Genomic DNA, 19,818 nt, shown 5'->3' with positions numbered 1-19,818 from the left:
CCGTGCGCTCGCGGTGGCCTTGGTCGTCGCGGCGCGCACGGTCGTCGCGGCCTCGCGGCCGGCTCTCGCCGTGGCGGCCCGGCTGCCGGCGGTCCTGCTCCGGAGCGTCCGCCGCTTCTTGTGCGCGGCCCGCATCCTGCTCGCGGCGCGGGTCAGGTGCGCGGCGGCGCGGCTCCGGGTGACGGAGCCGGCGGCCGGTGCGCCCTGGATCGCCTTGCGTGCCGTGCCCGGCGCGCCGAGCGCGATCCCCGGCAGTCCGGCGGGGGCGAGGCCCGCTCTGGTCCAGACCGGGACCCGGCGAGCCGCGGGCCACTCCGCGTACGCGGGCGGCGCGACGGCCGCGGCCGCGGTCTCGGCGGTGACGGTGGTCGTGTCCTGCGGCCGTACGCTCTCCGTCGCTCCCGTCACCGCTTCGGTCGCTCCGGTCGTTTCCACCGCTCCGGCCGTTTCGAGTGCTCCTGTCGCTGTGGCCGCGGCCGGTTCTGCCGCCTCGGCCAGTTCGGCCGAGGGAGCGACCTGTTCCAGCTCCGGAGCGATGGTGGAGACCGGCTCGACCTCCGATTCCACGATCGCGTGGGCCGCTCCGGCCGTCCCGTTCAGGACGGTGGCGGCGATGAGGGCCGCGACTGCGCCATGAAAAGCGCGGTTACTGTCCAAATCGGTCCTATTCGTCGGGTCGCGTGCGGGAGGCGACCGCGCATGGCGGCCCCGGCGTCCTGCCGCCCGTGGCTCGGGCGGTGCGGCGTCCGCATGGCCGTTCCGGAATCTGTTGAGACACGCGAGCGTGTCCCCGGACGGCACCGCGACGGAGTTCCTAGGGCGGTTTCTAGTAGCCGCCGCGCCCGCGACCGGTGTTCCGCGACACGCTGCGGACGGTTGTTTGCCTCCGGAACGGGACATCTCTGCCGTCCCGCGGGTCCCGGTTGGTCCGTGTCGTGCCCGGCATGATCATCAGATGGGCGGGAAATGCCGCACGGATGAGGTTTCGCCCGGCGGGGCACGTGAAACTCGGACCACCCTGACATCCCGCCCGGCGAGCCGCGCACCGTTCCGTTGTCCGTTCTGTGGGGTTTCGCGCGTTTGGCGGAGCACGGCCGGGGGTGGCGGCCACCCCGGCACACCGGATCGGTGGCGATGCCGTGGCCGTGCCGGTGGGGGCCGTCCGCCGCGGGTGGTCAGCGGCGCGGACCGCAGCTCGCGCGGACGATGAGCTCGGTGGGCAGGGTGATCGAGCGGGCGCGGCGCCCCTCGCGCAGCACCAGTTCGGCGGCGCGGTAGCCCATGTCCTGGGCCGACTGTGAGATCACGGTGAGCGGGGGATGGCACAGCTCGGCCCAGGGCACGTCGTCGAACATGATCAGCGACACGTCGCGCGGCACCCGGACGTCCAGCTCACGAGCCGCGAGGACGGTCGCCTCGCCGAGCAGGTTGCCGCCCGCCACCACGGCGGTGACGTCCGAGCGGTGCTGCAGCAGCCCGGCCGCGGCGGCGTAGGCGGCGTCGCGGGTGGCCTGCGCCTGCACGATCAGCTCGTCGTCGACCGGCACCCCGCGGGCGGCCAGCGCCTCGCGGAACGCCCGGACGCGCTGCGTCTGACCGTGCCGCGCCAGGAATGCGATGCGCCGGTGCCCGAGCCCGGCGAGGTACTCCACCGCCGTGCGCACCCCGGTGCGCTCGTCGCTCACCACCGCAGGGACGTGGTCGGCGCCGGCCACCGCCCGTTCGGCGAAGACCACGCCGAGCCCGTGGCGCAGCGCCGGCCCCCACATCTCGCCGTCGCCGGACGGCACGGCGATCACCCGTTCCACGCCCTCCTCGATGAGGGTGCCGATCAGGTGGGCCTCACGTTCGGGATCGTCGCCGGTCGCGCCGGTCCACACCGCCTCGCCCGCCGAGCGGGCGCAGGACAGCACGCCGTCGGCGAGCCGCGCGTAGAACACGTCGGTGATGTCCGGGACGAGCAGCCCGATGCCGCCGGTGCGGCGGCGGCGCAGGTTGCGCCCGAGGGCGCTCGGCCGGTAGTCGAGCCGGGCGGCGGCGGCCAGGACCTTCTCCCTGGTCTCCCGGCTGGCCGACCCGGTGCCGGACAGCACGCGCGAGACGGTGGCCACTCCTACCTCGGCGGCCTCCGCCACGTCCTTGATGGTGCTGCGCCGCTGTCCGTCCGGTCTCATGGAAACGATTCCATCATGTGTTCCACCGCGCTGCCAAGACCGGACACCCATCAGGGGAGTGTGATAAGCACCGATTCCGAAAGGGCTTGACAGGGATGTCCGGTTCCGGTGAGATTCATGAAAACGTATCCACATCCGGCGGCACCCGGACGCACGAAGGACTGTCATGGCATCAATCGTTCTGCGCAACGTCGACAAGATCTACGCCGGCGGTGTGAAGGCTGTGAACGGCCTCAACCTGGAGATCCGCGACGGCGAGTTCATGGTCCTCGTCGGTCCGTCCGGATGTGGCAAGTCGACGGCACTGCGCATGGTCGCGGGTCTTGAGGACATCAGCGGTGGCGAGATCCTGATCGGTGACCGGGTGGTCAACCACCTGCCGCCGAAGGACCGCGACATCGCGATGGTGTTCCAGAACTACGCGCTGTACCCGCACATGACGGTCGAGGAGAACCTCGCCTTCGGCCTCAAGCTGCGCAAGATGCCCAAGGCGGAGATCAGCAAGCGGGTGCAGGAAGCCGCCAAGATGCTCGGCCTGGAGCAGTACCTCAAGCGCAAGCCGGCCGCCCTGTCCGGTGGTCAGCGCCAGCGCGTCGCCATGGGCCGCGCCATCGTCCGCGAGCCGCAGGCGTTCCTCATGGACGAGCCGCTGTCCAACCTGGACGCCAAGCTCCGTGTCTCGATGCGCGCCTCGCTCAACCAGATGCACGAGCGTCTCGGCGTCACCACCGTCTACGTCACCCACGACCAGGTCGAGGCCATGACGCTGGGCGACCGGGTCTGCGTGCTGCGCGACGGCATCCTGCAGCAGGTCGACACCCCGCAGAACCTCTTCGAGAGCCCGGTGAACCTCTTCGTCGCGGGCTTCATGGGCTCCCCGTCGATGAACTTCGTCAACGCCGAGCTCGTGCGGGACGACGCCGGAGCGGCCGTGGCCTTCGCCGGCTACAAGCTCCCGGTGCCCGACTCGACCTTCGCCGAGAAGCCGGGCCTGGACGCCTACCTGGGCAAGAAGCTCATCCTCGGCATCCGCCCCTCCGACTTCGAGGACGCCGCCTCCGCTTCGGGCCACTCGGGCGGCTGGGCGCACATCCCCACCCGCGCCGAGGTCACCGAAGAACTGGGCAGCGAGATCAACGTCCTGTTCCTGATCGACGCGCCGCCGGTCGAGCACCGCGACACCGTGGCCGCCCAGGACACCGGTGACGACGAAGAGGGCGTGCTGCCCCTGGTCGGCGACAAGTCGCTGTGGACGGCCCGGGTGAACGCCCGCAGCCATGTCCGTCCCGGCCAGAGCATCGAGCTCGTGGTGGACACCCACAACTTCCACTACTTCGACACCGACAGCGGTCTGGCCATCGGCCACCCGGCCAACGTCGGGCGCTGACCCGCGACCCTCCGGCCACCGGGCCGGAGGGTGATCAGCCGCTCGCCGCCGGGCCCTCCGTGGAGCCGGGTCGGCCGGGTGGCGCCGAGACCACCATCGCCCCGACAGGAAAACCCCCGCCGTGCGACCCCTCCCGCGGCGGGGTTTTTCCTGTGCGGCAAAAAAGCGGTGCGACCGCCGTCAAATATCGGTAATCCGCGTGCGCCGCAGCCTGCTCATTCCTCCCAAGTGGCTACAACGGGATGCACTGACATCGCCCGACCGGCGGGCGAACTGTCCACGGCCCGAATCGATGTCCATCGGGGAGTCCTGAATGGCTGGGAAATACACCGTACCCCTACTTCTGGCGGTGGCGCTCACAGGTGGGGCGGGGACGGCCGCGGCCGCGACGGCGGCCGTGCCGGACCGGTCGCCCACCGCGCTCGCGCAGCCCGACACCACGCCGCCGACCCCGCCGACCAATCTGCGGATCGGCGCGGGCTCCACGGTCGGCAACGTCATCCTGATCTGGGACCCCTCGACGGATCTGCCGCTGTATCCGCCGCCGAGCGGCATCGCCGCCTATGACATCTACGCCACCGGCTCGCCGGAGTTCCGGCTCATCGGCAGTGTCCCGGGTAATGTCACCACGTTCGTCGACACGCGGCGGCTGTGCGAGGTCATTTACTATTTCGTGCGGGCGAGGGATTTCGCCGGAAACGTGTCGGCACCGAGCAACATCGCCGTCTTCGATCCCCGGAAGTTCGGCATTCATTGCCCGAAGAAAAAGAAGGAGGGTGTCAAGCCGGGCGAGGAAGAGCACGGAGTGGTGCACGGCCGGCCGGAATCACCGGACGACTTCGACCATGACGAGAAGTCCGGTCACCATCACCGGGGCGACGACACCGAGCTGATCAAGGCCGACCGGTACTTCCACGTCGAGGGCGCCGACGACCGGGGCGGCGGTGGCCACGACGACTACCGCGCCAACCGGTACGGCGGCCACGACTTCGGCCCGGGCGCCGGCGCCGAGGCGGAGAGCGAAGGCGGTCACCTTCCGGGCGGTCAGCACGCCGTGGCACCGGCCGCCCGGGCGCTGCCGCTCACCGGTGCGCCGGTGGCCGTGGTCGCCGGCGTCGGCGGGGTGCTGCTCATCGGTGGCGCCGGGGCCGTCCTGATCGCGATGCGCCGCCGCCGGACGGCCGGCACACGCTGACCGAAGCGCTGGAGAGCCCTCGCCCGCACCATCCGGTGGCGAGGGCTTTTCCGTATCGGCGAACCGGGGCCGCGGTAAAGAGACGGGACGCCGATTCCACCGGTTCGGCAATCGGGTGCGCCGTGCGGGGCGGTGGTCTCCCGCGCCTGGATACAACGGAGTGCGTCGGCGGCTCGCCCGGGACGAAGGGCGAAGCCTCACGCGGCCCAAGCCACGTTCAGCGGGGAGTCTCGAATGGCCGGGAAACACGCGCTACCCGTCCTTGCGGCGGTGCTGTTCGCAGGGGGAGCGGGAAGTGGCGTGGCCGCGCCCGCCGCCACGGCGGGCGTCTCCTCCGCACCGCGACCGTCCGCCGTGGCTCCGCCGGACACCCAGCCGCCCACCGCCCCCGCGAACCTGCGGCTCGCCGAACCCACCCCCTGCATGGTCGTGCTGACCTGGGACCCTTCGACGGACCCGCCCAACTATCCGCCGCCGCACGGCGTGGTGGCCTACGACGTCTACGCCGGTGGACGGCGGGGCTTCCGTCTCATCGGCCGCGTGCCGGGGAACGTCACGACCTTCACCGACCGGGTGCTGTTCTGCGCGAAGGTGTCGTATTTCGTGGTCGCCCGGGACGCGGCGGGGAACGTCTCCGAGCCGAGCGACATCGTCACCCGGTTCCCGCCCAAGATCTGCCATCACAAGCACCGGCCGCACGGGCCATGGCAATCCGGTCACGAGGGGTTCGTGCCCGGTTGGTGGGGATGGCGGGCCGGTGCCCGCTAGCCGGCGTCGCCGCATCGTCCTCGCCGGCTCGCTCACCGCCGTCCTGGTCCTTGTGTCGTCGGTGGCGTGGTCGGCGCATCTGGCGCTCGGCGTCCGCGACCACCTGCAGGCGACCAGGGACGCCCTGGTGCACCTGCGCGCGGTGATGAGCGCCCGGGACCTGGACCGGGTGACCGCGACGATCACGAAGGCCCGCCGGCACGCCGCCGAGGCGCGGCGGCTCACCGCCGGCCCGGACTGGGGGCTGCTCACCCATCTGCCTGTGGTCGGTGACGGGGCCACCACGGTCCGGGGCCTGGCCGAGAGCGCAGGAGAGCTCACCGACGTGCTGGCCGGCGTCCAGCGGGCCGGCACGTCGTTGTTCAGCTCGGGCGAGCGGGCCCCGGACGACGCGCGCCAGTTGCTGGACGGTCTGGCGGCGGTGGCCCCGGCACTGGACGTCGCCACCGCCCGGCTGGGCCGTGCCCACGACCGGCTGTCCGCCACTCCCGCGCGCACCGGGGCCGCCTCGGTGGACCAGGCCCGGGAGGCCGTCCTCACCGAACTGGTCCGGTTGCGCCGCTGGGTGGGCGGCGCGGCCGACGCCGCGGCGCTCATTCCGCCGATGCTCGGCAACGACGGCCCCCGGCGGTACTTCCTGGCCTTCCAGACCAACGCCGAGTCCCGGGGCACCGGTGGCCTGGTCGGCGCGTTCGGCATCCTCTCGGCCGATCACGGGCGCACCCGCGTGACTCAATTGGCGGCCAACAACGACCTGCCCGGCAGCACCCGTCCCGTCATCGACCACGGCCGGGCGTTCCGCACCCGCTACGGTGAGGGCCCGCTCGAAGTGCTGTCGGTGTCCAACCTCTCGCCGCACTTCCCCTACGCCGCCAAGACCTGGACCGCCATGTGGCAGGCCAACGGCGGCCCGCGGCTGGACGGCGCCATCGCCGTCGACCCGGTCGCCCTGTCCTACTTGCTCGGGCTCATCGGGCCGGTCACACTGCCCGGCGGGGAGAAGGTGACCGCCGCCAACGTCGTCGACCTCACCGAACGCGCCGCCTACGCCCGTTACCCCGACTCGGCCGAGCGCAAGCGCTTCCTCATCTCCATCGCCAGGGCCGTCGGCGAGGCGCTGCCCCGGTCGTTCGCCGAGCCCGCCAGGCTGCTGCCGGCGCTCAAGCCCATGATCGAGGGCCGCAGGCTGCAGATCTGGAGCCGGCACCAGGCCGAGCAGTGGCGCCTGGCGGGCACCGCCCTCGGCGGGGTGCTTCCGCAGGACGCGGGGCCGTACGCCGCGCTGGTCCTGAACAACTCGGCGGGCGGCAAGCTCGACTACTACCTGAGCCGTTCCCTGGACTACCGGCTCGGCCCCTGTCGAAGCGGCCGGCGGGCCGACAGCGTGCAGATCACGCTCACCAACGACGTGCCGGTCACCAGGCTGCCGTCCTATGTCACCGGGCGGCTGGACCGGCTGGCCGAGGGGAAGCCGGTGGGCTCCAACCTGCTGTGGGTGTCGCTGTACGCGTCGGTGGGCGCCGAACTGCGCGGGGCCTCCCTCGACGGGGCCAAGGCGGAGATCCGGGCGGACGTCGAGCGGTCCCACCCGGTCTTCTCGACCCTGGTGGAGCTCGGCCCCCGGCAGACCAGGACGCTGCGCCTGGAGCTGTCGGAACCCGCTTCGGCCGAGCCGCCGCGCACCCCGGTGCAGCCGCTGGCCCGTCCCCAGCGGACCCGGGTGAGCCAGGATCCGCAGGGCTGCGCGCCCTGAGCGGGTCCGCCCGCCGCCGCCTCCGGCCGGTTCCGCCCACCGGATGCGGCGGGGTCGAGGAATAGGGCAGGGGAGGACAAAGAGCGGTGTGTCAGGAGGGTTCGCCGTCGCGCGGAGAAATATTCTCCAGCCATGACCCGTTCGTTCGCAGACCTCTTGCGGCGAATCGGCCGCGGGCGTGACCTGGACGACGCTATGGCGTGCGGGCAGGGCGAGCAGGTGTGCGTACCGGAGGGCGGCGGGCCGTTCCGCGTCCTGTTCGTCTGCACCGGCAACATCTGCCGCTCCCCGATGGCCGAGCGGCTGCTGCGCGCGGAACTGGGGGAGGAACCCGGGGTGGTCGCGCACAGCGCGGGCACCCAGGCACGGGGTGGGACGCCGATGAGCCCGCGCGCGGTGCGCGTGCTGGAGCGCATGGGGGCCGACGCCGGCGGCTTCTCCGCCCGCCGCGTCGAGCCCGCCATGCTCCGGGAGGCCGATCTGGTGCTGACGGCCGAGCGGGCCCACCGGGCTCACCTGGTGTCGCAGGCGCCGTGGGTCCGTGAGCGGATCTTCACGATCACGGAGTTCGGCACGCTCACCGAGGCCCTGACCCGCACGGACTCACCCGCCGCGGTGCCGGACGGTGGAGAGGATCTCCCACGACGGGCCCGGACGCTCGTGGCGGAGGTCCGGGCGCTGCGCGGGCTCGTGCGGGTGGCGAACCCCGACGTGGCCGACCCGTACGGCGGCTCCGTCCGAGGCTACCGGGTGGCCGCCGAGGCGATCCACGCGGCGCTGGCGGCGCCGCTGATGGCTCTGACCGGCGTGGTCACACGCCCACGGCGGTCGAGGAGCGCTTGGTGGTGACCGAGGTCTGGTAGGCCCCGCTTTCCTCGTACCCGTAGCTCTTGGCCGCCCGTGCCGGCACGGCGTTCAGCACGGTGCCCACCACGCGGGCGCCGACCGACCTGATCATCTCCGCGCCGCGGGCGAGGTGGTCGGTACGGGTCTTCCCGTGCCGTGCCACGAGCAGCGTGCCGTCGCAGATCGCCGCGAGCGCCGCGGCGTCGCTGACCGCGAGCAGCGGCGGCGCGTCCACGATCACCAGGTCGTACTCGACGCTGACCCGCTGGAGCAGCACGCGCATCTCCTGGCTGCCGAGGAGTTCGCTGGGGTTCGGCGGCAGTTGCCCGGCCGTGATCACCGAGAGCGCCGGAGGCCCCCACTGCTGGGTCGCCTCTCCCAGCGTCGCCGCGCCGATCAGCACGTCGGTGAGGCCCTTGGCCCCCTCCAGGCCGAGGTAGTCGGCCAGGCGGGGCTGGCGCAGGTCGGCGTCCACGGCCAGGACCCGCCAGCCGGCCTGGGCCAGCACGATCGCGAGGTTGGCGGCGGTGGAGGTCTTCCCGTCGCCCTGGCGGCAGCTGGTGATCAGCAGGGACCGCGGCCGGCGGTCCACGCCGATGAACTGCAGGTTGGTGCGCAACGAGCGGAACGCCTCGGCGCGGGTCGAGTGGCCGTCATGCCGCAGGACCAAAGGACGCTGCCGCGCGTCCCGCTCGTAGGCGATGATGCCCAGGGTGGGGCTGCCGGACGTCTCCTGCAGGGCCGCGTTCGTCTTGACCGTGATGTCCAGCCGGTCCCGCAGCACGAAGCAGGTGAAGGCGACGGTCAGCCCGGCGAGCAGGGCGACCAGCAGATTCATCAGCGGGCGCGGGCTCACCGGGTCCTTGGGGACGGTCGCCGGGTCCACCACCCGGATCTTCACGTTCCAGGTGCCCGAGCGGTACGGCCGCTCCAGCTCGTCCACCACGCGCGGGAACTCCGCCCCCAGCCGGTTCGCCAGCCACGTCGCGCGCGCCGGGTCGGTGTCGGTGACCGTCACCCTGAGCAGCGTGGTCAGCGGCACCGCCTCGACCTTGACGCTCGCCGCCACCCGCTCGATCTCCTGGCCCTTGGCCACCCGGCCGATCACGCGGTTGCTGGTCAGCAGGCTGGCGTAGGACTGCACCCGCTGCTGCGACAGCGCCCCTGCCTGGATGGCCGTGGACAGCCCGCCCTCCTTGTCGTGGCCGTACACCAGCAGGCTGGTCGTCGCCTGGTACTGCGGGGGCGTCTGGGCGGTGACGGCCAGTGCCGCGGCCACCGAGACCAGCACCGCCAAGATGACGAACCCCCAGTTCCGGCGGGCCAGTCGGAGAAGGTAGATCAGTTGCACGGGGTCATCGCCTTTCAGTGATGCCGATCGGAGGTTGCTTGGACGGGACGGCCGTGGTGCGCGCCCGGTGCGACAGGCCGACGAGCACGATCGCCGCGACGACCGCGGCCGCCGTCGTGACGGCGGGTGTGACCAGGTGCAGTGCCATCGCCAGCTGGAGCGCGCCCGCCGCACACGCGGTCGCGGCGAGGGTCAGGGCGCTGAGGCGCTTGCCGAGGCCGAGGGAGTTGAGGCGGTGGGAGAGATGGTCGGTGCCGCCCTGGAGCAGGGGCCGCCCGGCTCTGGCCCGGGAGAGCATGACGACGCAGGTGTCGACGGTGGCCACGAAGGTCGGCAGCAGCAGGCCGGCGACGACACCGGCGGCGTCGCCTTCCGCGGTCAGCACCACGGCCGAGGAGGCGAGGACGAACCCGATGAACAGCGACCCCGAGTCGCCCATGAAGATCCTGGCCGGCGCCCAGTTGTGCGGCAGGAACCCGAGGCCGGCGCCGCAGAGCGATGCCAGGAGCAGGGCGACGGCGAGCTCGCCGCTCACGATGGCCGTGATCGAGAGCAGCCCGGCCCCCGCCAGGGTGATCGCGCCGAGGGAGCCGTCGGCGTTGTCCAGCAGGTTGAACGAGTTGGTGATCACCACGATCCACAGGACCGTGAACGGGGCGTCCAGCCAGCCGTCGGTGAGCGGAGCCCGCACGCCGGCCAGCACCACCCCGGTGGCCGCGACCGACTCGACGCCGAGGCGGGTGAGCGGGGAGAGCGGGACGACGTCGTCGATCAGGCCGAGCAGGCCGACGGCGATGGCGGCGCAGAGCACCACGGCGGTCGTGTAGTCCCACAGTCCGGCCCAGATGAGCGTGGGCACGACCGTGCCGAGCATGATCGCGATGCCGCCGAGGTAGGGGACCGGCCGGCTGTGCGCCTTGCGCGGCGTGGGATGGTCGATGAGATCCCAGCGGGTGGCGAGCCTGCCCAGCGGCCGGGTGGTCGCGGCGGCGAGCAGCAGACCGGCCACCACGGCGGAGAGGATCGTCCAGTGGTTCATCCGGTGGCCCTGGCCTCGTCGCGCGCTTCGGCGATGGTCTCGGTGAGGATGTCCAGCAGGGTGCGGTGCGGCGTCCATCCGGTGAGCGCCCGCAGTTTGGCGGTGTCCGGGACGCGCCGCAGCATGTCCTCGAAGCCCGTCACGTACGCCTCGCCGTAGGGGATGTGCTCGATCCCGCTGGTCGACCCGGTGAGGTCGCAGATGGTCTTGGCCAGCTCCAGGATGCTGACCTCGTCGGAGGAGCCGACGTTGTAGGTCTCGCCGATCGCCCGTGCGTCGTCCAGCAGGGCCAGCAGCGCCTGCACGACGTCCTTGACGTGGGCGAAACACCGGGTCTGGGTGCCGTCGCCGAAGACGGTGAGCGGCAGGCCGCCGAGCGCCTGCCTGATGAGCCGGGGGATGACCATGCCGTAGGCGGGGCTCTGCCGCGGCCCGACCGTGTTGAACAGGCGGACGATGATCGTCGGCAGGTCGCGTTCCCGGTGGTAGGCGTTGGCGAGGATCTCGTCGACGGCCTTGGCGGTGCTGTAGGCCCAGCGCACGACGGCCGGGCTGCCGAGGATGCGCTCGGAGTTCTCCGACAGCGGGCCGGCGGAGTTCTTGCCGTAGATCTCGCTCGTGCTGGTGATCAGGATCTTGCGCCGGTAGCGGTGCGCGGCCTCGATGACGATCTCCGAGCCGCGGATGTTGGTGGTGAGCGACCGCAGCGGGTACTCGACGATCAGCTTGACGCCGACCGCGGCGGCCAGGTGCACCACGACATCGCACTGGTGCACCAGCTCGTCCACGACCAGCTCGTCCAGCACCGACCCCTGGACGAACCGCAGGCGCGGGTGCCCGGCGAGGTGGGCGATGTTGGCCCGGCGTCCGGTCGACAGGTTGTCCAGGATGACGACGGAGTCACCGCGCGCGAGCAAGGAGTCGGTGAGGTGGGATCCGATGAACCCGCTCCCACCGGTGATGAGGTACGTCTTTCCTGCCAGGTCGTGCACGACTCCTCCTCGTGAGCATGCAAGGACGAACTAGGTGGTGGGTGCGCCGGTCGCGCTCGATCAGACGCCCGCTTGGAGCTCACGGCCGGCGTTCGTGCCGGTCAGGGTCTCGAACCAGGCCACGGTCCTGCGCAGCCCCTCCTCCAGGGGCAGCGCCCGCAGACCGGGGAAGAGGGACTCCAGCAGCCGGGGCGAGGACCGGGAGTCGCGGATGTCGCCCGGGCGCGACGGGAGGAAGACCGCCTCGACCGGGCGGCCGAGCACGCTCTCCAGCGCGCTCCGGAGCTCCAGGAGGGACACGCGCGTGCCGAAGGCCAGATTGACGGGCCTGCGGCTGGTCACCCCGTGGACGGCCGCGTGGGTGAGGACGCCGGTCACCGACTCGACGTAGGTGAAGTCCCGGGTCTGGGTGCCGTCGCCGTGGATGGTGACCGGCGCGCCGCGCAGCGCGGCGGAGACGAACGCCGGGACCACCGCGGCGTACGCGTGGCCGGCCGGCTGCAGCGGCCCGTAGACGTTGAAGAAGCGGAACGGCAGCACCGGAATGCCGAAGCTCTCGGCGTAGGCGAGAGCGTAGCCCTCCGCCGCGAGCTTGCCCGCGCCGTACGGGCTGAGCGGGCGGGCCGGCAGGTCCTCGTGCTTGAACGCCTCGGCGGCGTTCCCGTACACCGAGGACGACGAGGCGAGCACCAGGTGCGGCCGGTGGCGCCGGCACGCCTCCAGCACGTTCAGCGTGCCGGTGACGTTCACGGCGTGCGAGCTCATCGGGTCCTTCAGCGAGCGGGGCACCGACGGGATGGCGGCCAGGTGGATCACCGAGGTGGCCGCGGCGACCAGCTCGCCGACCAGGTCCCGGTCCAGCACGCTGCCGCGGACGAGGACGGCGCCCGTGCCGTCCAGGTTGCGCGGGTCGCCGGTGCTCAGGTCGTCCAGCACCGTGACGCCGCGCACCTGCGGCCGGCCGGCCAGGGCCCGGCACAGGTTCGCGCCGATGAAGCCCGCGCCGCCGGTCACCAGGACCCTCATATCCGCGCTCCCTCGGGCGCGGTGGAAAGGCCGCGGTCCTGCGCGGCCGTCCGGTACAGGTTCTCGGTGTCGGCCACCAGGCGGTCCGCGGCGAACGCCGAGGCCGTCCAGCGCCGGGCGGCCTCGCCCATCCGCCCGGCGAGCGCCGGATCGGACAGCAGCCGCACCACGTGCCGCGCGAGGTGGCCGGGGGCGCGGTCGGCGAGCAGGCCGGTCCGGCCGTCCAGCACGACCTCCTCGACGCTGCCCACCCGCGTGGAGACGACCGGGGTGCCCGTCATGCCCGCCTCGATGAGACTGAGCGGGGTTCCCTCGTTGTCGGAGGTCAGCAGCACCACGTCCGCGGCCGCGTACACCGCCTCGGTGTCCTTGCGCCAGCCGAGCAGCCGCACCTCGCCGGGCAGCCGGGCGGCCTCACGTTCGACCTCGTCGTACAGGTCGCCGCCGCCGCACAGGACGAACCGGCAGTCCGGCACCCGCTGGAACACCGCGCGCGCGGTGGCGAGCAGCCGGTCGGGCCGCTTCACTTTGGTGAGCCGGCCGACGAAGGCCACGACCGGCGCGTCCTGCGGCAGGCCGAGCTGGAGCCGGGCCGCGGCGCGGGTCGGCACCGGCCGGATGCGGACGCCCGGCGGGATCACCGTGTACTGCGCGGGGCGCCCGATCTTCGCGGCGAGCAGGTCGTCGCGGACCCGCTCGCCGACGGTCACCAGCCGGCAGGTCATCGGGGCCAGCAGCCGCTCGAAGGTCACATAGGCCGCCCGCTTGGGCCGGCTGAAGTACCCGTCCAGCAGGTGCCCGTGGAAGGTGTGCACCCGCGCCGACGGGACGCCGGACAGCGCCGAGGCGATGCGGCCGAGCGCGCCCGCCTTGGCCGTCCGGGTGTGCAGGACGTGCGGGCGGAAATGGCAGATGGCGGTGGCCAGGTGGGCCAGCGCGGCGAGGTCCTTGGCCGGGCTGACCGACCTGCCGAGCCCCGGCACCCGGTGGACGCGGCCGGGCGGCGCCTTCCCGCCGTCACCGCCGGCGAACTCCGGACCGGCGCCGTGCAGCCTGAGGTGGTCGCCCTCCTCCTCGTCGATGTCGCCGACGTACAGGCGGTGGTCGAACGCGTCGCGGTTCAGCCGCCCGATCAGTCCGGATATCTGGGTCGCCGGGCCTCCGACGTTCAACCGCGCGATGATCTCCATGACGCGGATCCGGCTCTCTGGCATCACGCGAGCTCCTTGACGGTGTGCCTGGTCACGTCGAAGAAGCTAGCTCGCCATTTGTGCCGTTCACCGGCACCATCGCGAGGGCCGCGAAGTGTTTCCTCATTCGCTACGCACTCATGGCCGATCTGTGGTACCCGTGCCGGCCCACGGCCGCGGGCGCCGCCTGCGGGACGTACGGGAAAGAGTGCGCATCGCGGAGGTCATCGTCAGGTCAGCGCCCCTCGTCCCGCAGGTCCTCCCCGGGGCGTGGAGGTTAGCGTCGTGCGGACCGTTCAAGCCCGTGACGTGCGCGTTCCACGGGCCGGACCTGGTGGTCCCGATGCCGGCGGAGGTCTCGGCTCTCATGCAACTCCTGATCGTCGTCATGTTCTTCGGGGCGCTGGCCCTGCTCGTCCGAGGCGTCGTCGGGGCGGGCATGGCGCGGCGGGTGCTGCCGGTGCTGCTGCTCGCGCTGGCCGTCCGCCTGGTCGTCTACCTGGTGCTGGACCGCGGCGCGCTGATCGGCTACGGCGGGGACAACGTCGGGTACGAGCTGCTGGGCATCGAGATCGCCGAGAGGTGGCAGGCCGAGGGCATCTCCTACGTCACCGCCGACGGCGTCGGGCGTCCGTACTCGGTGCCTCTGCACTCCAACCTGTTCGCGCTGGTGGTCTACCTGTGCGGCGGCCCGGCCCCGATGGCCTGCACCGCTTTCGTCGGCTTCCTGGCCTGCGTGCTGTGCCTGATCCTGTACCGGTTCGCGCTGCTCATCGGCGCCGACGAGCGGGGGGCGTTCCGGCTGCTGGCGGTGATGGCGTTCATGCCGGCCTTCCTGCTGCACACCGCCGACACCTACAAGGACGGGTTCAACGCGCTGTTCGTGGTGGCCGCGCTCGCCCTCGGCGTCTCGCTCACCCGCCGGTACGCCCTGTGGAAGCTCCTGCTGCTGCCGCCGCTGCTCTGGTGTGTGTGGGGGGTGCGCCCGTACATGGTGTACATGTGCCTGCTGCCGCTGGCCCTCGGGATGACCGGGCTCAAGCGGCTGATCTCCCTGCGCGCCATGGTCATCACGATCGTGGCGCTGTTCGTCGTGCTGTTCGACCCGGCGTCGTTGCAGGAGAGCGCGCCGATGGAGGACATGTGGAGCCGGCTCGCGCAGGGCCAGTCCTCTGCCGCGCTGAACTCCAACGCCGGCCTTTCCGGCATCGCGCGGGGCTCGGGCGTCCGCTTTGAGGACGGCGGCAACGTCTGGAGCCACCTCGGCCCGAAGATCTTCTACACGATCCTGTCGCCGTTCCCGTGGACCGGGGGGAGCCTGGCGCTGCAACTCGGCAAGATCGACACCTTGGTGTGGTACATGCTGCTGGCGCTGGCGGTGGCCGGCGCCCGCAGGCTGTGGTCCACCGACCGCAGCACGCTGCTGATCCTGCTGCTGTTCATCGTCCCGGCCACGGTCGTCTACGCCAGCACGATGGCCAACATCGGCCTGATCTTCCGGCAGCGGATGCCGGTGGTCATGGTGACGAGCCTGCTGGCGGCGGTCGCCTGGTCGGGTGCTCGCCGCGACGGGCCTGCGGCCGGCGAGCCACCGGTCCCGTCCGAGCCGGACGAGGAGCCACGGGTCGTCTCCGAGCCGGACGAGGCGCCGAGCCCGGCGGGCGCGAGGTGACGACGTCCCTGCCCGGATTCGCACAGACCGTCGCACGCCGCCTGCTGCGCGTGCTGCTCTCGGCGCTGAGCGGCGTGCTGATCGCGCACGCGCTGGGCCCGGACGGCAGGGGCGACTACGCGATCATCACCACGACCGTGCTCCTGGCCATGGTCATCGGCCATTTCTCCATCGAGCGGACGCAGATCGCGTGGTGGGCCGACGAGGACCGCCGTCCCCCGCTCACGGTGAACGCCCTGGTCATCGGCGCCGTCCTCGGCACCGTCACCGCGCTGACGGGCATCGCGCTCACCTTGGCCGGCGTGCTGCCGACCCGTTCGCCGCTGCTGTGCGTCGCACTGCTCGCCGTGCCGTTCGCGGTCGTCACCGTCAACCTCACCGCGATCGCGCTCCTGCGCGCCCAGGTGAGCCTGGTCACGCGTGGCTCGGTCATCTCCGGGCTGCTCCAGTTCGTCCCGGCGGTGCTGCTCGCCGCCACCCACCACCTCACGCTGAGCGCCGCCGTGCTCTCCTGGGCGGTCTCCCTGTCGGTGCCCGCCGTCCTGCTCGCGCGGGCGCTCGGCCCGTTCCCGCTCCGGGGAGGCGACGTCCGCCTCGCCCGGGCCCAGCTCGCGGTCGGCGGCCGTCAGCACGTCGGGCTGGTGGCCTTCCACTTCCTGCTGATCGTGGACGTCCTGCTGCTCCACGAACTGGACTCGGCCGCGGCGGCGGGGATCTACGCCGTCGCCGTCACCCTGCTCGAACTGACCCGGATCCCCGGTGAGTCGCTGACGCAGATCGTCCTGGCCCGGCAGGCGGTGGCCGACCTGCCCGACGCCGAGCAGGTCACCGCCCGCACCGTGCGCCTCAACCTGCTGCTGTCCTCAGGGCTCATCGCCTGCCTCATGGCCGTGTCGCCGCTGCTGATCCCGCTGCTCTACGGCCGGGCCTTCGCCGGCAGCGTCGCCCCGCTGCTGGCCCTGGCCCCCGGGATGGTGATCCTCATCGTGCTGCGTCCCATCGAGCAGCACCTGGTGCGGCTGGACCGGCCGGGCACCCTGACGGTGATCGCCGTCACCGCCCTCGCGGTCAACGTCGCGCTCAACCTCCTGCTGATCCCGCACTTCGGCGCGGTGGGCGCCGGCCTGGTGTCGAGCGTGAGCTACGCGCTCATGGCGATCCTGGAGGCGAGGTGGTTCGTCAGGTCCGCCGGCCTGTCCTACGCCCAGCTGGTTCCGCGGCCGGCCGACCTGGGGCGGATGCTGCGTGCGCTACGCCGCGACGTGGCCGCCGCCGGAAGAGGAGCCCGGAAGGAGCCGGGCCGATCTCGTCGTACAGCCGATCGAACCACAGCGCGGCCTCGCTGATGTCGTAGCGCTCGCCGCTCCGCCGGGCGCCCTCGCGCAGCCGCGCGTGCACCTCCGGACGCATCGCCTCCCGGATGGCCGCCGCGAACGCCGGGGTGTCGCCCGGCGGGGTGAGCAGGCCGTTGCGGCCGTCCGCCACGATGTCGGGCACCCCGCCGACCCGGGTGGACACCACGGGCACCCCGGCGGCGAGCGCCTCCATCACGACGACGGGCAGCCCTTCGTAGGTCGAGCAGAGCGCGAGCAGGTCGGCGCAGGCGATCAGGCGCGCGGCCTCCGGGACGTTCCCGAGCAGGCGCACCCGGTCCAGCCCGAGCTCGGCGACCCGCCGCTCGGCCCGCGCCCGCAGCGGGCCGGACCCGGCGAGCAGGAAGGTGGCGCAGGTGTCGCGGACGGCCGGCTCGGCGGCGGCCTCGATGAGGAACGCCTGGTTCTTGACCGCGCGGAAGTTCCCGGCGTGCACGACGAGGAAGGCGTCGCGGGGGACTCCCCACTCCTTCCGGATCACCTCCGCCTCGGCGGCCCACCGGCGCTGGGCCGCGACATCGACACCGTGCACCCGCGTGGCGAGGCCACGCGACCCCCAGGTGGTCACGCTCCGGGCGACCTGCGGCGACACCGCCACCGTACGGGCGTCCAGCCGGCCCGTCATCCGGTCCAGCAGCAGTGTCGGCGGCCGGAACCGCACACTGTGCACCGTGGACACCAGCACCGGCCGCCGGCGCCACAACCGCGACAGCGGGCGGAGCACGGCCGCCGGGAGCGGGGAGTGGTTGTTGACCACGTCCGGGCGCAGCCGCCGGACCACGCCGGGCAGCTTGAGCAGCCGGAGCGGGCGCGGGCACGCGGTGAGGTCGACCAGGGTGATGCCCGCCCGGCGCAGCCCCGCCACGACGACCGTCGGCGCCGCCTCCAGGCAGACGACCGTGTAGCGCGTGGGGTGGGCCGACGCGCGCAGCCGGGAGGCCAGGAGTGTTTCGGCGCCGCCCACCGCGGCCAGCGATTTGATCACTTCGCAGACGCGCACCGGCTCCGTCCGCGCGTCCCCGCTCACCCGGCGCGTCCGGCGAGCGCGGTGAACCGGGCGCGGTACTCGGCCAGCGTGCGCCCCTGGAAACGGCCGGCCACGAAGGCGAACAGGTGCTCCATGTCCCGATAGAGCGCCTCCACACCGCGCCGGGTACGGAAGTACGGACTGCCGCCGGGCATCAGCTCCGAGGAGTGCAGCATGAACTCCACATGGTCGCGGCCGGACCGCAGCGCCTCGCCGGCGAGGGCGGCCATCGCCCGCCGGTTGCGCCCGTTCGGCCGCATCCAGCTCACCTCGGGCAGCAGCCGGGCCGCCACCCGCCGCGGCAGGCCGGTGCGCGGCAGCGCGGCGATCACCCGCTCGGCGGCCGGTGGACGCGTGCGGCGCGCGATGGTCATCGGCACCTCCAGCAGCGGCGGGTCACCCGGTGCGGCGATGTCACGCGGGTCGACGAAGTACGGGTTCTCGGGGAAGAAGGTGTAGTCCCGCGGGCCGCGCCCGCCGGGCGCGCCGGAGCAGCCCCGCCACGAGACGTGCGGGGTGACCGAGCAGTCCACCAGGTAGCCGTGCTCGATCAGCAGCCGCGCGTACCGCTCGTCCAGCATCCACCGGCCCGCCCGGTGGCTCACCGGGGTGACGCCGAAGGTCTCCGACAGCACGGTGGTCGCGGTCTCGATCTTCGCGGCCATCACCTCCCGCGGGTACTCCAGCAGGAACGGCTTGTACCGGTGGTCGTCGGCCGTGAGCGGCACGAGCGGCGGGGTCGTCCACGCGTGCAGGTGCATGCCGAGCTCGGCCGTGCCCCGCTCCAGCACGCCGTGCCCGAACCGCTGGAACAGCGGGCTGCGCGCCATCGCCCAGTCGACCAGGTAGGTGGGCCGCAGCCCGTACCGCTCGCACAGCTCCTGGAACCGCGGCAGGAAGGCCGCGTTGCGCGTGGTGACCGGGCCTGAGCCGCGCCACGCGTCGTCCGCCTCGACGTCGATGGTGATGACGAAGGACGGGCGTGCGGCGTCCGGCGCCGCGGGCCGGTCAGCCATCGCGGTCGGGGGCGTAGCCGCGCGCGGCGAGGTGCGCGCCGAGGGACCGGTTCAGCAGCGCGATCTGGCCGGGGGTGAGGTCGCGGCGGAACGCGTCGACCCGCCCGGTACGGAAGGCGTGCCGGGCGAAGCCGCGCTCGAAGGCGGGCGACCAGGGCAGGCCGAGGAAGTCCAGGATCTCGCCGAACCGTTCGCGCGGGTCGGCGACCAGGTCCTCGTAGCGCACCTCCAGCCACAGGTGCGGGGGAACGCTCGCCGCGGCCGCGTCATAGGCGTCCATGAGCAGCTTCCACCCGATCGCGGCCAGGTGCACCAGGGAGTGGCCCTCGCGCTCCCACTCCCGCGCGTACGCCGGGGGCAGCGGGCCGTAGTGCCAGCCGGAGGGCCCGAGGTGGCCCCGCCACCACCACATCTGCAGCCAGGAGTTCACCACCGCGCGGCCGTCCCGCACGATGTGCACGAAGCGGGCCTGCGGGAAGACCTCGTGCAGGAGACCGGCGCGCGGCCACCCGGTGAACTTGTGCACGTACCGCGTCACCGCCTGGTCCGCCGCCCGGCGCCGGTAGAAGGCCGTGAGCCGCCGGGCCAGCCACGGTGAGGCGTCGGCGGCGACGAGTTCCCGGAACGGGTCGACGATCGCGGGGGACACCTCACGGGCGAGCGCCGCCTGCACCTCGCTCGGCCGCACCCGCCTGCGCGGGAACTCCGGAGGGCACCTGCGGTACACCGCCGCGGCCAGCCGCCGCACCCGCGGCGGCACCCCCGGCAGGCGGTCGTCCAGGTTGGTGGGGAAGCCCACGCCGGGGTGCCGGGCCAGCACGTCGTACAGGAGCGTGGAACCACAGCGCCCGGTGCCCAGCACGAAGCCCAGTTCCGGCTCTCCACTCGCCGGCCTGTGGGGCGCTCCGGGGCGGCTCATCGTGGCGACCGGGGAATGGTCCATCTGGTGCCTCCAGGTTCCGCTGCGGGATGCGCGCGATGCGGCCTCGCCGATGGACTCACATCACCA

The 19,818-nt window shown here is 72.7% G+C and carries 15 protein-coding genes and 1 pseudogene; 6 read left to right on the top strand and 10 right to left on the bottom strand.

Going from position 1 to position 19,818, the window contains the following annotated elements:
- Together IEY93_RS04030 and IEY93_RS04025 are read right to left on the bottom strand one after the other, a co-directional pair.
- Positions 1–657, bottom strand: a pseudogene (locus IEY93_RS04030) (hypothetical protein); the annotation flags it as partial.
- A gap of 518 nt (positions 658–1,175) precedes the next feature.
- A complete protein-coding gene (locus IEY93_RS04025) occupies positions 1,176–2,174 on the bottom strand; it encodes a LacI family DNA-binding transcriptional regulator (protein ID WP_189161561.1) in 999 nt (332 codons plus the stop codon).
- Positions 2,175–2,340: 166 nt separating this feature from the next.
- On the opposite strand from IEY93_RS04025, the gene IEY93_RS04020 reads away from it, so the two are divergent.
- The 5 genes from IEY93_RS04020 (at position 2,341) to IEY93_RS04000 (ending at position 8,126) form a co-directional block, all read left to right on the top strand.
- The gene (locus IEY93_RS04020) at positions 2,341–3,561 is read left to right on the top strand and encodes an ABC transporter ATP-binding protein (RefSeq protein ID WP_189161560.1); all 1,221 of its coding nucleotides are present in this window, start codon (positions 2,341–2,343) and stop codon (positions 3,559–3,561) included.
- A gap of 349 nt (positions 3,562–3,910) precedes the next feature.
- Entirely contained in the window at positions 3,911–4,756 is an 846-nt protein-coding gene (locus IEY93_RS04015; RefSeq protein WP_189161559.1) for a hypothetical protein, read from the top strand.
- Positions 4,757–4,990: 234 nt separating this feature from the next.
- Positions 4,991–5,524 carry a hypothetical protein gene (locus IEY93_RS04010; protein ID WP_189161558.1) on the top strand — a complete coding sequence of 178 codons (534 nt, stop codon included), beginning with the start codon at positions 4,991–4,993 and terminating at the stop codon, positions 5,522–5,524.
- The gene (locus IEY93_RS04005) at positions 5,514–7,277 is read left to right on the top strand and encodes a DUF4012 domain-containing protein (RefSeq protein WP_189161557.1); all 1,764 of its coding nucleotides are present in this window, start codon (positions 5,514–5,516) and stop codon (positions 7,275–7,277) included. Before IEY93_RS04010 ends, IEY93_RS04005 begins: the two co-directional genes overlap by 11 nt.
- 132 nt (positions 7,278–7,409) lie before the next feature.
- On the top strand, positions 7,410–8,126 hold the full coding sequence (locus tag IEY93_RS04000; protein ID WP_189161556.1) for an arsenate reductase/protein-tyrosine-phosphatase family protein: 717 nt from the start codon (positions 7,410–7,412) through the stop codon (positions 8,124–8,126).
- Here IEY93_RS04000 and IEY93_RS03995 read toward each other — a convergent pair.
- From IEY93_RS03995 to IEY93_RS03975, 5 genes are read right to left on the bottom strand one after another with little or no spacing between them, the layout of a single operon-like run.
- Positions 8,089–9,474 carry a tyrosine-protein kinase domain-containing protein gene (locus tag IEY93_RS03995; RefSeq protein ID WP_189161555.1) on the bottom strand — a complete coding sequence of 462 codons (1,386 nt, stop codon included), beginning with the start codon at positions 9,472–9,474 and terminating at the stop codon, positions 8,089–8,091. The two genes, IEY93_RS04000 and IEY93_RS03995, sit on opposite strands and share 38 nt — an antisense overlap.
- A 4-nt stretch (positions 9,475–9,478) precedes the next feature.
- A complete protein-coding gene (locus tag IEY93_RS03990; protein WP_189161554.1) occupies positions 9,479–10,513 on the bottom strand; it encodes a glycosyltransferase family 4 protein in 1,035 nt (344 codons plus the stop codon).
- A complete protein-coding gene (locus tag IEY93_RS03985) occupies positions 10,510–11,505 on the bottom strand; it encodes an NAD-dependent epimerase/dehydratase family protein (protein ID WP_189161553.1) in 996 nt (331 codons plus the stop codon). Before IEY93_RS03985 ends, IEY93_RS03990 begins: the two co-directional genes overlap by 4 nt.
- Positions 11,506–11,565: 60 nt before the next feature.
- A complete protein-coding gene (locus IEY93_RS03980) occupies positions 11,566–12,531 on the bottom strand; it encodes an NAD-dependent epimerase/dehydratase family protein (protein ID WP_189161552.1) in 966 nt (321 codons plus the stop codon).
- On the bottom strand, positions 12,528–13,745 hold the full coding sequence (locus IEY93_RS03975; protein ID WP_229690833.1) for a glycosyltransferase: 1,218 nt from the start codon (positions 13,743–13,745) through the stop codon (positions 12,528–12,530). Before IEY93_RS03975 ends, IEY93_RS03980 begins: the two co-directional genes overlap by 4 nt.
- A gap of 280 nt (positions 13,746–14,025) precedes the next feature.
- On the opposite strand from IEY93_RS03975, the gene IEY93_RS03970 reads away from it, so the two are divergent.
- Positions 14,026–15,393: a hypothetical protein gene (locus IEY93_RS03970; RefSeq protein WP_189161550.1), complete on the top strand. Its 1,368-nt coding sequence runs from the start codon at positions 14,026–14,028 to the stop codon at positions 15,391–15,393.
- Between the two features lie 1,179 nt (positions 15,394–16,572).
- On the opposite strand, the gene IEY93_RS37810 is transcribed toward IEY93_RS03970, so the two are convergent.
- The 3 genes from IEY93_RS37810 to IEY93_RS03950 are packed head-to-tail and all read right to left on the bottom strand — an operon-like array spanning position 16,573 to position 19,752.
- Positions 16,573–17,793 (bottom strand): glycosyltransferase, encoded by a 1,221-nt coding sequence (locus IEY93_RS37810; RefSeq protein ID WP_229690832.1) that lies wholly within the window; start codon positions 17,791–17,793, stop codon positions 16,573–16,575.
- Positions 17,790–18,809 carry a polysaccharide deacetylase family protein gene (locus IEY93_RS03955; RefSeq protein ID WP_189161548.1) on the bottom strand — a complete coding sequence of 340 codons (1,020 nt, stop codon included), beginning with the start codon at positions 18,807–18,809 and terminating at the stop codon, positions 17,790–17,792. Before IEY93_RS03955 ends, IEY93_RS37810 begins: the two co-directional genes overlap by 4 nt.
- Complete coding sequence (locus IEY93_RS03950) at positions 18,802–19,752, bottom strand: sulfotransferase family protein (protein ID WP_189161547.1); 951 nt, start codon at positions 19,750–19,752, stop codon at positions 18,802–18,804. The genes IEY93_RS03955 and IEY93_RS03950 overlap by 8 nt, the downstream gene beginning before the upstream one ends.
- Positions 19,753–19,818: the final 66 nt, after the last annotated feature.

Origin of the sequence: Sphaerisporangium melleum, from assembly GCF_014646695.1 — a bacterium.
Lineage (GTDB): Bacteria > Actinomycetota > Actinomycetes > Streptosporangiales > Streptosporangiaceae > Sphaerisporangium > Sphaerisporangium melleum.
The sequence above is the reverse complement of the archived record's forward strand: the minus strand, read 5'-3'. Positions and strand labels throughout refer to the sequence as shown.